The sequence below is a fragment of the Amphibacillus cookii genome, from assembly GCF_016908375.1.
GTDB classification, from domain to species: domain Bacteria; phylum Bacillota; class Bacilli; order Bacillales; family Amphibacillaceae; genus Amphibacillus_C; species Amphibacillus_C cookii.
The window spans coordinates 261,191-275,891 of the sequence record NZ_JAFBDS010000002.1 but is presented as its reverse complement, the minus strand read 5'-3'; the positions used below and the strand labels follow the sequence as shown (position 1 = coordinate 275,891).

At 37.2% G+C, this 14,701-nt stretch carries 13 protein-coding genes; all 13 read right to left on the bottom strand.

The window, feature by feature from the left end:
* Positions 1 to 119: 119 nt before the first annotated feature.
* The 13 genes from cotE to yfmF all read right to left on the bottom strand — a co-directional run bounded on the left by cotE (position 120) and on the right by yfmF (position 14,543).
* Complete coding sequence (cotE, locus tag JOE23_RS04395) at positions 120 to 668, bottom strand: outer spore coat protein CotE (RefSeq protein ID WP_017471957.1); 549 nt, start codon at positions 666 to 668, stop codon at positions 120 to 122.
* A gap of 394 nt (positions 669 to 1,062) precedes the next feature.
* Positions 1,063 to 1,425, bottom strand: a complete 363-nt coding sequence (locus JOE23_RS04390) for a YlbF family regulator (RefSeq protein WP_204436082.1) — start codon at positions 1,423 to 1,425, stop codon at positions 1,063 to 1,065.
* A gap of 3 nt (positions 1,426 to 1,428) precedes the next feature.
* On the bottom strand, positions 1,429 to 2,982 hold the full coding sequence (gene miaB, locus JOE23_RS04385; RefSeq protein ID WP_204436081.1) for a tRNA (N6-isopentenyl adenosine(37)-C2)-methylthiotransferase MiaB: 1,554 nt from the start codon (positions 2,980 to 2,982) through the stop codon (positions 1,429 to 1,431).
* An 81-nt stretch (positions 2,983 to 3,063) separates the two neighbouring features.
* A complete protein-coding gene (locus JOE23_RS04380; protein ID WP_204436080.1) occupies positions 3,064 to 3,990 on the bottom strand; it encodes a dipeptidase in 927 nt (308 codons plus the stop codon).
* 62 nt (positions 3,991 to 4,052) lie between these two features.
* Positions 4,053 to 4,313, bottom strand: coding sequence for a stage V sporulation protein S (locus JOE23_RS04375; RefSeq protein WP_017471953.1), 261 nt, complete (start codon positions 4,311 to 4,313; stop codon positions 4,053 to 4,055).
* An 86-nt stretch (positions 4,314 to 4,399) separates the two neighbouring features.
* Complete coding sequence (locus tag JOE23_RS04370; protein WP_204436079.1) at positions 4,400 to 5,197, bottom strand: TIGR00282 family metallophosphoesterase; 798 nt, start codon at positions 5,195 to 5,197, stop codon at positions 4,400 to 4,402.
* A 128-nt stretch (positions 5,198 to 5,325) separates the two neighbouring features.
* A complete protein-coding gene (gene rny / locus JOE23_RS04365; RefSeq protein ID WP_204436078.1) occupies positions 5,326 to 6,897 on the bottom strand; it encodes a ribonuclease Y in 1,572 nt (523 codons plus the stop codon).
* Between the two features lie 346 nt (positions 6,898 to 7,243).
* Positions 7,244 to 8,284, bottom strand: a complete 1,041-nt coding sequence (gene recA, locus JOE23_RS04360; RefSeq protein WP_204436077.1) for a recombinase RecA — start codon at positions 8,282 to 8,284, stop codon at positions 7,244 to 7,246.
* A 142-nt stretch (positions 8,285 to 8,426) separates the two neighbouring features.
* Positions 8,427 to 9,689: a competence/damage-inducible protein A gene (locus JOE23_RS04355; RefSeq protein WP_204436076.1), complete on the bottom strand. Its 1,263-nt coding sequence runs from the start codon at positions 9,687 to 9,689 to the stop codon at positions 8,427 to 8,429.
* Positions 9,689 to 10,267, bottom strand: a complete 579-nt coding sequence (gene pgsA / locus JOE23_RS04350) for a CDP-diacylglycerol--glycerol-3-phosphate 3-phosphatidyltransferase (RefSeq protein ID WP_204436075.1) — start codon at positions 10,265 to 10,267, stop codon at positions 9,689 to 9,691. Before pgsA ends, JOE23_RS04355 begins: the two co-directional genes overlap by 1 nt.
* A gap of 232 nt (positions 10,268 to 10,499) precedes the next feature.
* A complete protein-coding gene (locus JOE23_RS04345; protein ID WP_204436074.1) occupies positions 10,500 to 11,405 on the bottom strand; it encodes a helix-turn-helix domain-containing protein in 906 nt (301 codons plus the stop codon).
* A 566-nt stretch (positions 11,406 to 11,971) separates the two neighbouring features.
* Positions 11,972 to 13,261, bottom strand: coding sequence for an EF-P 5-aminopentanol modification-associated protein YfmH (gene yfmH / locus JOE23_RS04340; protein WP_204436073.1), 1,290 nt, complete (start codon positions 13,259 to 13,261; stop codon positions 11,972 to 11,974).
* Entirely contained in the window at positions 13,254 to 14,543 is a 1,290-nt protein-coding gene (yfmF, locus tag JOE23_RS04335) for an EF-P 5-aminopentanol modification-associated protein YfmF (protein WP_204436072.1), read from the bottom strand. The genes yfmH and yfmF overlap by 8 nt, the downstream gene beginning before the upstream one ends.
* Positions 14,544 to 14,701 lie beyond the last annotated feature (158 nt).

The window sequence follows — 14,701 nt, the reverse complement described above, 5'->3', positions numbered from 1 at the left end:
CGTTCGTTATCTCTCGCCTATATAGATGATCGCTACTCTCTATTTTGAGGCGCGGATTTTACAGACGGTTATCTTCAATAAAAAAAAGAAAGCGTACAACAACATGTACGCTTTACCTATTAATTCGTATCATTTGGTTCTAAATTGATTAGCTCATCGTCTGTTAACTGATCAACCCAATCTTCTTCACCTTCTACAACGCCACTTGGATCAACGCGAACAGCTACTTTCGTATCACCGATAACTTCAACTAAAAATTCACGCTCTACTTCCGTTTTAATTTTTCGATCTGCTTTCTCTATCGTACACGATAATGAATTAGGTTGTTGTAACGGTTTGGCATGAACTTCAATGTGAGAGCCTACGGTTTGCTTATCTTTAACGGCTAGTTTAATGGGATCTGAATAAGTCACCCGCTCAGTAACGACTTCTGTCTTTGTATGATCATTGTATGAATACCAAACATTGATATCGTAGCTTCCACTTACTTCTACCACCTCATCACCTTTACGTTTGGCATTATATAAATGATTAATGATCCAACACCCTAAAATGCTAGAGGGTTGATGTGTTGGACTAATAATATGGGTATCTTGCGTAAACTTACGACCCTTACCGATGACAGCTTTTGTAATAATTTCTCGATAATCTTGATCAAGAAATGACATAGACAATAACCTCCTCTTTCTTCATGTTCAGTTTATTCAATATAGCTAGGCGAAGTGACACTTACCACATAATTCATCCTATGCATTTGCCTAACCGTTGCTACTGTAAACACAGATTATTTTTATAAATCCATAGAAGTACATGTCTGGAGCTAACCTCTTACTTGTTAATGTACGACCGGTTTTATCACAGATAACCGTCCGTAAACCACCCACCTCAAAATAGAGCACAGAGGTCAATCTATTGAGGTGGGAGATAACGGACGCTAAGGTTCGTTTTATTCGTTCTCAAAACACAACAAATCTCCCGACCTTCAATCAGGAGATTTGGTAGATTGTCCAATCAATCACTTGGATGATAAAAGTCATCGGTGTGATTTGATCAAAAAATTTTTTATTCATTTTGGTTCAATTTATCGCTAACTTGAGTTTCTATATTACCAATTAGTGATTGTAACACATCATTAACAATAACTTGTGACGTTTTAAATTCTGCAACAATGGGAATCGCGTCAATCTCCGCTTGGATTGCATCAATTTGTTGATCAATTTGTTTAACAGCCTCATGTTTTTCATAGGCTTGCAAATTAACAGCTTGTTTCTGTAATGCTTTAATTTGATTAATTTTGTCCTTAACTTTTTGATTAGCATTCAAGCGTTCTTCAAGTGCTTTATAGCGCTCTACTTCTTCTAATTCATTTAAGTCATTGGTGATCTCTTCGACCTTCTTAAAGATTTCTTCTTTTGAGTATGTCACTTTTTAATACACCCCGGACGTCATCTCAACGAGCTCACCGTCTAATGACCATGTTTTAGCTTTTGTAATCTTAACCGGAACAATTTTTCCAATAAGTGATTTAGATGCTTTAAAGTTTACTAACTTATTTCGTTCGGTATATCCTGATAGTACTTCAGGATCTTTTTTACTTTCTCCTTCTACTAAAACCTTAACTACTTGCCCTTCATACTTCTCCATGGCTGATTTGGATTGCTCATTAACAAGAGCATTAAGACGTTGGAGACGTTCTTTCTTCACTTCCATTGGGATATTATCTTCCCACCGTGCAGCCGGTGTGCCTTCACGCGGTGAATAAATAAAAGTATATGCCGCTTCAAACCCCACTTCTTTCATTAATGTCATTGTTTCCTCAAATTGTTCATCTGTCTCATTTGGAAAACCAACGATAATATCCGTCGTTAATGTTGCATTTGGCATTGCTTCACGAATTTTACGGACCAATTCTAAGTAATCTTCACGTGTATAACGTCGCGCCATAATCCGTAATACATCAGAGCTACCGGATTGAACAGGTAAGTGAATATGATCGAGTAAATTACCACCTTTAGCCAATACTTCGATTAAACGATCATCAAAGTCGCGAGGGTGAGACGTTGTAAAACGAACACGAGGGATGTCAATCTTACGTATTTCTTCCATCAAATCACCTAAACCATATTCAAACTCAAGGTCTTTTCCGTAAGCATTCACATTTTGTCCAAGTAAAGTTACTTCCTGATAACCTTGAGCTGCAAGTTGGCGTACTTCTTGAATAATATCCTCTGGTAAACGACTGCGCTCTTTTCCTCTTGTATATGGAACAATACAGTACGTACAAAACTTATCACAGCCATACATGATATTTACCCATGCTTTAATATTACCTTTACGGACTTTTGGCAAATTCTCAATAATATCGCCTTCTTTAGACCATACTTCAACAACCATTGCTTTAGAAAACATCGCTTCTTTTAACAAGCTTGGTAAACGGTGAATATTATGGGTGCCAAAAATCATATCGACAAAAGGATGCTTTTTAAGAATACGATTAACAACAGATTCTTCTTGAGACATACAGCCACATACACCGATAATCAGATCGGGATTTTCCATTTTAAGCGGTTTTAAGTGACCGATTTCACCAAAAACTTTATTTTCAGCATTTTCTCGTATCGCACATGTATTTAATAAGATCACATCTGCCTCACTTGTATCTTCTGCAGGTTGATAGCCTAAATCCGTTAATAAGCCCGCCATAACTTCAGTATCATGCTCATTCATTTGACATCCGTATGTGCGAATCAGAAATTTTTTGTCTTTTCCGATTCCTTTCATATCTTCCGGAATACTAAAGTCGTAATGAATATCAACATCTTTCTTGAGGCGTTTTTTAGCTTTTTTCAAATTAGGGGGTTGATAAGTTGACTGGAAATACTTACCGATCAACTCGTCTGAATCCATTTTTTTCAAACGATCTAAATTTGCATGTGTATCTTGCTTTATTTGACTACTTTCTTTACGTTGTTTTTCGTTCATTTGAAAATGACTCCTTCCTTACACGTACGTCTTTGTCCATTCTAACACGTCATCATACTTTTTTGTGTAAAAAAGCTTGATTTACACTTTGATTCTAGGGAATTTTCTTATGAAATTTTCACCAGTGATTTGCTTAACTGTTGATTTATCGTATCTTTTATTTAAGGCTTCTACTATATTAACATAGTCTTCTACTGTTTCTAAATTTTGAATAGTTGTTAATATACCGTCAAAGTCAGAACCGAAGCCTAGATGCTCTCTCGCACCACGTTTGAGGAAGTAATCAATCTGTTTCATGACATCATCAATCTCAACTGGCTCATTTACCTTTGTAAAGTAAGGAACAAAAGTAACACCAATCCAACCGTCACGTTTGATTAGTGCGGCAATCTGCTGATCATCAAGATTACGCCTATGCGGACATACCGTAAAAGCATTGCTATGCGATGCCATCACATCATGTGCCGTTGCTATAACATCATAAAATCCTTTAATAGATAAATGTGAGACATCTGTCCAAATTTGTTCATCATTTAATAAATTAATGACTTCATGTCCAAAACTACTTAATCCCTTTCCATGGGGGTGATCAATACTATCAGCAATAGCATTATTGTTATTCCATGTCAAACCGACAATTCGGACACCATAATCAATCAATTGCTTTAATTTGTTTAAATCTCTACCTATTGGATGGCATCCTTCCAAAGTTAAGATTGCACCACGTTGGTGATCGGCTATATTTTCAATATCTTTTTTCGTTTTTATAGACACTATGTCAGGATTGGGTACAATGATTTTTTCATAAAAAAGCTCCACCATTTTCAATGCTACATCATATTGTTTATAAGCCGGAACATCATCGGGTACAAATATAGCAAAAGCTTGAATCCGAACAGGGCTATTACGCCACTTAGTTAAATCAAATTGAAGTTTGTTTGACTGATTAACATCGTATGCATGCCGCCAAAGTTGATATAATAAATCACAATGTGCATCGATTAACATCTTCAGCCACTCTCCTTAAAATGTGAAAAATCCTGTTTGTAAAATACAAACAGGAAAGCCAATTAACGAGGTTCAACAATGAGTTTAATTGCCGTTCTTTCTTCATCATCAATTTTAATATCTGTAAAAGCAGGGATACATATTAAGTCAACACCACTAGGTGCAACAAAACCACGAGCTATTGCCACAGCCTTCACAGATTGGTTAAGTGCACCTGCACCAATGGCTTGAATTTCTGCCGAACCACGTTCGCGTAACACATTTGCTAAGGCACCTGCTACTGAATTTGGGTTTGATTTAGCTGAAACCTTTAATACGTCCACTTTTGCTACCTCCTTGGTTTTCTAAAGTCGTTCCACTTTTACTATATTCTCACAAACTGCTGATATGCTTACTTTTAATCGAATGATTAACTGAAAAAAGGTTGATCCTCTGTAATAAAAATACGATTAATTTTTTTGGCCTTACCTGAAGCAGGATCAATATCAATAACTACACCACTGAGCTGATACTTTCCATGCTTCATTGCTTCAAAACGCACAGGAAGATTGGTTAAGAATTTCTTAATGACCGCCTCGCGTTCAGTACCAATAATACCATCATAAGGGCCCGTCATACCCACATCAGTAATATAGGCAGTGCCTTGATCAAGTATTCGATTATCAGCGGTTTGCACATGCGTATGCGTACCAACTAACGCACTGATCCGTCCATCTAAATACCAAGCTAGTGCTAATTTCTCACTCGAAGCTTCAGCATGAAAATCCACAAAAATGATTGACGTTCTTTTTTGGGCTTCTGCTATCAGTTCATCAGCTTTTCGAAATGGGTCGTCGATAGCCGGCATAAATGTTCTGCCTTGTAAATTAATTACTGCTACTTCCGTACCATTCACATTAGTAAATGTTATTCCGTTACCTGGTGTGCCAACAGGAAAGTTAGCCGGTCTTACCATTCGCTTCGCACGATCTATAAATTCAAAAATCTCTTTTTTATCAAAAGTATGATTTCCCATCGTTAAAACGTCAGCACCCCACTCTAGAAATTGCTTATAAATCTTCTCAGTAATGCCCTTCCCTGAAGCAGCATTTTCACCATTTACAATGGTTAGTTGCGGTTGATACTTCTGTTTTAATTTCGGTAAATAGGTTTGAAGTTGTTCTCTCCCCATTGACCCAACAATATCGCCAATAAATAAAATACGCATTAATGTGCTCCTTCACTTTAAACTTCTTATTATATAACACCCAGTTTCACATAATTTCCTACTCTTGTCAAAAAGAAGCGACCAACATGTTGGTCGCTTCTTTCGCTTTTCTGCTATTAAAAACATGTTTACTTTGCATATTCTACTGCACGTGTTTCGCGAATAACGGTGATCTTAATATGTCCAGGGAAATTCAGTTCTTCTTCAATTCGCTTTCGAATATCCCTAGCAATACGCACGGATTCAAGATCATCAATTTCATCCGGCTTAACCATGATTCGAACTTCTCGCCCAGCTTGAATAGCAAAGGATTTCTCAACCCCTTCATATGATTCAGAAATCTCTTCAAGCTTTTCTAGTCTTTTAATATAATTCTCTAATGTTTCACTTCTCGCACCTGGTCGTGCAGCGGATAAAGCATCAGCAGCTGCAACGAGGACTGAAATAATAGAAGTGGGCTCTTCATCACCATGGTGAGAAGCAATAGCATTAATAACCACTTCTTTTTCTTTGTATTTCATTGCAAGCTCTTTTCCAATTTCAACATGACTACCTTCTACCTCATGATCAATCGCTTTCCCGATGTCATGTAATAGTCCAGCTCGCTTAGCTAACATAACATCTTGCCCTAACTCTGATGCAAGTAAACCAGCTAAATGGGCCACTTCAATTGAGTGTTTTAAAACATTTTGACCATAGCTTGTACGGTACTTGAGGCGTCCAAGAATCTTAATTAAATCAGGGTGCAAGCCATGTACACCTACTTCGAAAGTTGTTTGTTCACCAACTTCTCGAATATATTCATCGACTTCACGTCTCGACTTATCAACCATCTCTTCGATACGTGCAGGGTGAATACGACCATCTTGCACTAATTTCTCTAAGGCAATTCGCGCTGTCTCGCGGCGAATTGGATCGAAACCAGATAAAATGACAGCTTCTGGCGTGTCATCAATAATTAAATCGATACCTGTTAAGGTTTCTAAAGTTCGAATATTCCGACCTTCACGACCAATAATTCGGCCTTTCATTTCATCATTTGGTAGATTTACTACAGACACTGTCGTTTCTGCAACATGATCAGCTGCACAACGTTGCATGGCAAGTGATAAAATCTCTTTAGCCTTTTTGTCTGCTTCTTCTTTTGTACGATTTTCTGCCTCTTTAATAATAAGTGCTGTTTCATGACTAACTTCTTTTTCGACCCGTTCTAAAATCACTTGTTTTGCTTGATCCGATGTATAACCAGAAATGCGCTCCAGTTCAGCCTGTTGATCTTTCAACAAGGCTTCCACTTTGCCTTCCATTTCTTCAATTTGTTGTTGTTTTTCTGTTAATGAGTTTTCCTTCTTCTCTTGCATACGTTCACGTTTATCTAACGTTTCGTCTTTGCGATCAAGGTTCTCCTCTTTTTGCATGAGACGATTTTCTTGCTTCTGAAGTTCAACACGTCGTTCGCGAAGTTCGTCCTCTGCTTGCTGACGAAATTTATGATTTTCATCCTTCGCTTCTAAAAGGGCTTCTTTCTTAGCAACTTCCGCATTACGATGCCCTTCCGCTACGATCTGTTTTGCCAACTCTTCTGCACTTGAAATCTTTTTCTCTGCAATCGATTTACGAATCAGATAGCCAACAACAATACCGACGATTAGGATAGCCAAACTGGAGATGACGATAACCAAAAAGTCCAGATAATTCATGGTTTCACCTCCTCTTGCTATTCATTTTTAAACTTAAGTTAAGTCGGCATATACTTGTCTTACTCATTTAAAATGCGTCATTAATAGTTGTGTATAATTTAAAAAAAATGAATTATACACCATTAATTTTAATAGTGCGTATAAGTAATGTCAAGAAAACGTCACATACTATTTTCAAAATCCTATTGTTTTGTCAAGAAATATCATTATTTTAAGCTGCTTTTTTTGCAAAAAGAAGTAATGGCAAGACAAAAGACAGCACCTTTAGCCAAATCCCAACCGTTAAATTCAGCTTTAACTTTTAGGATCATCATAGCTATAAGACACTGTCTTAACCATTTTCTATTTACTTACCATCTTCAATAAGTTCATCCATGATCGGTTCTTCATTAGGATTAAGTTCATCCATATTATAATGATTGCGCACTGATTGATAAATTTCTGTAGCAATTGCAGTATTCTCTTTTAAGAACTGCTTAGAATTTTCACGTCCTTGTCCAAGACGTTCATCATTGTATGAATACCATGCCCCACTTTTCATCACAATATCTAAGTCAGAGGCAATATCCAGCATTTCCCCTTCTCGAGAAATACCTTCACCATACATAATATCTACTTCAGCTTGCTTAAATGGAGGAGCTACTTTGTTTTTAACCACTTTTATCCGTGTTCGATTACCAACCATATCGTTTCCTTGCTTAATCGTCTCTGCACGACGAACTTCTAAACGTACCGAGGAGTAGAATTTTAACGCACGCCCTCCAGGGGTTGTCTCAGGACTCCCAAACATGACACCCACTTTTTCACGAATTTGGTTAATGAAAATAGCCGTTGTCTTTGACTTATTAATCGCTCCTGAAAGCTTGCGCAAAGCTTGTGACATAAGTCTAGCCTGAAGGCCAACATGGGCATCTCCCATCTCACCCTCAATTTCTGCCTTTGGAACTAACGCTGCAACAGAATCAATAACAATAATATCTACCGCTCCACTACGCACTAATGCTTCAGCAATTTCTAATGCTTGCTCACCAGTGTCAGGCTGTGAGAGTAATAGTTCATCGATATTCACCCCTAAATTTCTAGCATATACTGGATCAAGGGCATGCTCAGCATCGATAAAAGCAGCAGTTCCGCCTTGTTGTTGGGCTTCAGCTATTGCATGAAGCGATACCGTTGTCTTACCTGATGATTCAGGACCATATATTTCAATAACACGACCTCTTGGATAGCCCCCAACACCTAAAGCCACATCTAAAGCCAAAGAGCCACTTGAGACCGTTGCGATTTTCTGCAAAGCTTGCTCACCCAATTTCATAATTGAGCCTTTTCCAAATTGTTTCTCTATAGATTTTAAAGCCATATCTAAGGCCTGTTTGCGATCACTCACAAGAATTCCTCCTCATAATTTCAACTAAATCTATCATACACCGTTTTAAACAATTAAACAAGTAAAATGCGAATGAATGTTCTTATTTTTTTATGTGGTAAACCAGCTGTTTTCTATAGAAAAGTTGATAAAACTGAAGGAATTAGCTTTCTTTGTGGTTTATTTTCAAATATTGATAAATTAATGCTAAACCTTTTTTTACTGAGCGATTACGGACGATTTCTCTATTTTTAGGGAAGGAAAATTGTTCAATCTTATAGTTTTCTTCTGACTGATAAAAGCAAACATAAACCGTACCTACTTCTTTCCCCTCCAATTCATCGGGACCAGCTACACCGGTAAAACTAATTCCATATGTGGCATGGAACTTATTTTTTGCATGTTTAGCCATTTGGTAAGCACAATGTTCACTTACCATCCCATACTGATCAAGAATGGATTGATCAATATCAAGTACTGCTACTTTGGCATCAGGTGTGTAACTTACAATACTTCCTTTAAAAACATGACCAGCGCCAGGTACAGATACCATTGCGTCTGCGAAACGACCACCGGTTAAACTTTCGGCTGCAGCAATTGTTTCCTGATTTCGAATGAGCCAATTAACAATGACTTGATTAATGGTTTGGTCATTCACACCATAAATATAATCACCGACAATCTGCTCAATTTGTTGTTGAGCTACATTAATCAACTGGTCCGCTTCAGCAGAAGACTCGGCCTTCGCGGTTAGCCGTAATGCTACTTCTCCGTCGGTTGCTAACGGTGCGATTGTGGGATTAGTTTGTTGTTCAATAATGTGTTTCACTTTCATTTCAAGCTCAGATTCACCAATGCCTATGAAGCGAAGCATCTTAGACGTAATAACATCGTTGAGTGTTAAACAGTCATTTAAATAAGGAAAAACCGTATCCTCCATCATCCCCTTCATTTCATCTGGAACACCTGGCATTAAAATAAACTGGCAATCTTGATAAGGGACAATCATACCTGGTGCCGTTCCTGATCGATTTGGGATGATGGTTGCTCCAGGAATAATCTGTGCTTGTTTTTTATTATTATTAGTCATTACGCGATTGCTTCTTTCAAAATAAGCTGCTATGTCGGCCAATGCCTGTTTACTTTCAACTAACTTTTCCCCTACAAATTGAGCTACAGTTTCTCGAGTCAAATCATCATCGGTTGGTCCAAGGCCGCCAGTTATTAAAATAAGATCCGAACGTTTCGTTGCTGATTGTAAGACTTCCAAGAACCGCTTCTCATTATCACCAACCACATGATGATAATAGACACTTATCCCTCTGGTCGCTAACTGTTGAGAAATCCATTGCGCATTTGTATTAGCAATTTGACCGAGTAACAATTCTGTACCTACTGCAATAATTTCTGCTTGAATACCTTTCATTACCTTGACTCCTTCATAACATGCCAATTTTTAACAAAGTAATCGGCACCAGAAACAACAGTAAGTAGAAGCGCGATGTATAATAAGATGGTTCCAACAGGCCAGTTTAAGTAAGAGAAAGGAAAATCATGTAATAACAGGACGGCAATCGCTAGTAATTGAAATGTCGTTTTCCATTTACCCATCTGCCCCGCAGCCAATACAATCCCTTCTCCAGCCGCAACAAGACGTAACCCTGTTACCGCAAATTCTCGAGAAATGATAATAATCACAACCCAAGCCGAAGCAGCACCCATCTCTATTAACAAAATAAAGGCTGCTGTTACGAGTAGCTTATCTGCCATTGGATCTAAAAACTTTCCTAAATTCGTTACTAAATTATACTTACGAGCATAATAACCATCGACCCAATCTGTGCCTGAGGCTACAATAAATAATAGTGCTGCTACGAAGTCAACAATTGGTAATGTCTGATGTCCAATTGTCCAACTCCCCCAATCCAACGGTAAGGTTAGTAGTAATATAAAAATAGGAATTAAAAAAATACGTGATAAAGTGATCCGATTTGGAATGTTCATTTAATCATCCATCCTTTCCATTAATCAAACGATATAAAACGAACTTTCAATCAGTGACGGGTTTTGTTCTTCGTCCACTGATTATTAGTTGAGCGAATCAGGACATTAGCGTTCGTTATCTGTAATAAATATATGTAATCCTTTATCCTGTAACAGCAGTTAACCCCTCTCACCTCTTGATGAGAAGGGTCGTTAACAATTAGCTCAATCGAAAAGCTGAAAATTGGTAAACTTATGACTCAGGCTCTTCATTAATATAGATCCAAACCTGTTGTACAGCTGTAGGTGCGATATCCTCAGAAAGAACCACCTCTAAATCATTAATTGAGAGATCAATCACACTCGGATTTCCAAACCTCAAATAAACAAAAGATTCATCAGTAACATCAATGGTAAGCGGGGACTCACTGGATTGAAATGTAGAGTAGTACAATCGCTCACCTGAATCATCTTCAATTTCCAACCAATTGCTATCTGATGTTTCTATCGTTAATTCAATCGTTTCATCATCAGTTTCCAATTGATAAATCGATTGGTTACTTTCATAGGAAAAAAAGGTCAGTTCTGGATCTTCACTGTCCTCTTCTTGCTCCTCCTCTTCTTCACCCTCATCATCGTTATCGTTTGAATCGGGCTGTTCTTGCCCATTATCCTCATCACTTGTATCAGGTGGTAACGAGACTTCATCACCAGCTGATTGATCTGTTTGTACTTGTTCATTTCCATCTTCAGCGTCTTGCTGCCCCGGCCCTAAAGTAATCCGCCATATAAAGAAGCCTACACCAACAATAAGGAGAATAACAAACACAGTAGGTAACAAAGAAGCAAATGGTGACGTCTTTGATGAAGTTGTTTTTCCCCTTGTCCGTTGCATACGTGTATATTCTACAGCATTTTCCGTTTCTGAAGCTGGTATTTCGTTTCGATGTTCATCTAAAAGCTGATTCGGGTCTAAGTCGACAACATTTGCATACTCTTTAATAAAAGCACGTGTATAAAAGCTTCCAGGTATAACTGAAAAGTCATTCCTTTCAATGGCTTGTAAATGTCTCGTTTGAATTTTAGTTAAACGTTGGACATCATCTAAGGAAAGACCCTTATCCAAACGTGCTTCTTTTAATTTTTCACCAATTTGCATCTATAACACCATCCGTTTACTTAATCACTGTCAACTATCATTTCACTTGAGCATACTACTACTATAATAAATGATTTTCGCTCATTATAAAAGAGAAGAATGTCATGATTGAATAATTATTTTTTCCCTATCACTTATCGCCAACCATCGGACAATTCAATATTTTCTCCATCTATATAATTAGACTTCTGATCAAGCAAAAAAGTTACTAAATTTGCAACATCTTTTACTGCTCCTCATCGTTTTTGGGGAATAACATCAGTAATCATTGCTTTTTCATGTGTTGTAAGATTTTCATTCATCTTTGTATCGATAAAACCTGGACTTATCGATTTAACTCTAATCCCATTGGAACCTACTTGTTGCAAAATGCTTTAGCAAAAGCTAATTGTGCTCCTTTTACAGATGAATACAACACTTCATGACTAACGACGTCCCCACTATACTCTTTTAGCCAACATGTGTCGCAGACAAGCTTTTGTAATCATCCACGTAGCGAAAAACATGTACGGTATTAATACTTCCATAACGGCTTGATCTGCTTCATGGAAGACACCATAGCATCGTTACGATGCCTCAGCTATCTTAACTTGGAATACAGCGACATTATCATCTTTAATCCAATTATTCAAGAATTGGTTAGCATCTTGTAAGGATAGCGATTCAAGAGTTGGTAGAAGCTCAAAAAAATCAATATCGAGCATTTGATATTGGCTGACTTGATTAGCAATTTCTGAAGTGCTATTCATATCTCTTAATAAACCACCAATCATCTTACGTTTCATTCGCTCAAAATCTTCTTTACGAAGCTGATAAGATTTGAATGAGTCAAGCTGTAACTTTACTGTTTCAGCGAATTTATCCGGATCACTAGTGTTTCCACCAATAACAGAAAAGGCAAATTGCTTTTGACGCTCTGATTCAAACCCTAGACTCCCATCGATCAAATCCTTGTCATACAATTCTTGATAGTATTCTCCTGATTTAGAGTAAAAATAATCTAATAACATATCCGCTAACAATTCTTCTTTTATAAACGTTTGGCTATCTTGCTTAGGTTCTTCTTTAATACCAACCATACACTTGGCTACCGCAACTGGCATTTCAATCGCGTCTTCAGCCTTTGCTACCTTTAACTCTTCTTCAGGATAAAAGCGATTAATATGTGGTGGTTTTTCAAAACTTTTTTGTGCTTGATTCTTTTTAATTAATGCAATCATTTGTTCAGGATCAAATTGCCCGACTAAAGTTACTGTCATATTTGATGGATGATAAAATGTGTGATAGCAAGTGTAAAGATCTTCCTTTGTAATCAATTGTATCGAATCCACTGTTCCTGCAATGTCAATTTTAACAGGGTGTGCGTTATACATCGTTGCTATAATCCCAAAAAATGCTCGCCAGTCTGGCTGATCATCATACATCTGTATTTCTTGAGCAATTATTCCTTTTTCTTTCTCAACTGATTGATCTGAGAAGTATGGTGTTTGCACAAAATCTAATAAAATCTCAGTATTTTTTTCCACTTCAGATGTTGCTGAAAATAAATAAGCGGTTTTTGTAAAAGAAGTAAAAGCATTTGCAGATGCTCCGTTCTTTGTGAAGTCTTGGAATACATCACGATCCTCTTTCTCAAATAGCTTATGCTCTAAAAAGTGGGCAATTCCATCAGGTACAGTAATCCTTTCATCAGAATTAATCGGTACAAAGCTTTGATCAATTGATCCATAGTCTGTTGTAAAGACACCATATGTTTGTGCCATTTCATTTTTAGGAACTAAAATAACACGCAAGCCATTAGGTAACGTCTCTCGATAAACCGTTTCTTTTATTTGTGGATAATGTTTTTTATGCATTGGACTGACCTCCTTTTGCCGTTAAGAAATAGGTGGTATCTAATTCAATTTTATTGGCCATTTGTACAATAGCTTGATGATTAACAGATTCAACAGCCTCGATAAACTCAGAAACGGAACGAGATGAACCTGCAAGGTGTTGGTTATAAAGGACTTCTGTCATGCCAAATGGATCATCTAGCGTTTCTTTGTATTGATTAATAATTAAGCGCTTAGCTTCATCGATTTGAGCTTCGGTAAATTCACCATCACGCATAGCCTTCATCTGTTCTAATATGATCGCTTTTGCCTTTTCATAATCAGTTGGAGCAATACCACTAAAAACAAATAACAGTCCTTTGTGACTTTCAAAACGAGACGCTGCATAGTAGGCTAAGCTGTTTTTTTCACGCACATTAATAAACAGTTTAGAACTGGGAAACCCACCAAAAATGGCATTGAATACTTGTAAAGCCGGATAATCTTTATCGGCATATTTCGTATGCGTCCGATAGCCAAAGTGCAACTTACCTTGTTGCAAATCTTGCTCTTCAATAATATCCTTTACTTCATCGATTACTGGAATCTCTGGTGATAAATCTGAATCTAGAGGTTCACTTTGATTTCGATCGAATAAATTACCAATTAATTCTTTAATATCGATGGCTTCGAAATCGCCCAGTACGTATAAGTCAAGTGGATCTTCAGTCATAACAGACTGATAATATGAATAAAGCTCTTCTGCAGTGATCTGTTCCAAATCATCTGGATAACCATGAACATGCAAATGATAAGGCTCTTCTTTGCACATTTCATCAATCATACGCATATTAGCATAATGCATTTTATCATCAACGATTGCTGCAATCTTTTGTTTTAATGTTTGCTTTTCTCTCTCAACAACTTTTGGATCGAAGCGACTGTCAGTTGCATTCGGAGCAAATAATGTTTCCTTAAAAAAAGTTAGCCCATCTGTTAAAATGCTGTCTTGATCAGATAAGTAATTTTGATTTGCAATAGTCATACGAGCGGTCAGAATGTGTTGTTCACCTTTTTTAGTACCATCCATTGACAATACCGCGCCATAAAGATCATCTAATGCTCTGCGAAAAGTATTTGATGTTGGATATCTCTTCGTTCCTTGTTGTAATACAAAAGGTAAAAGGGCTCTTTTCGTTACGGTTTCACGTTTTAGTAAACAACGAAACTTTGCTGTTATATGAACAGTTTTGAATTTTTTGCTATTAACAATATGTAACTTGTAACCCTTCTTGTCTATTTGTTCTTCATTTAATTCAATCATAAATAGCCTCCTTAATAACGGTGCATTTTGTCTTTATCATACCCATCTTTAGCTTCACCAATATATTTTACACTAAAAAAAATCCGGTAACAATTACCACACCCTTTATTATCGTAATAAAAATACGCTCCACAGTAGCTAAGTACTGTGGAGCATGC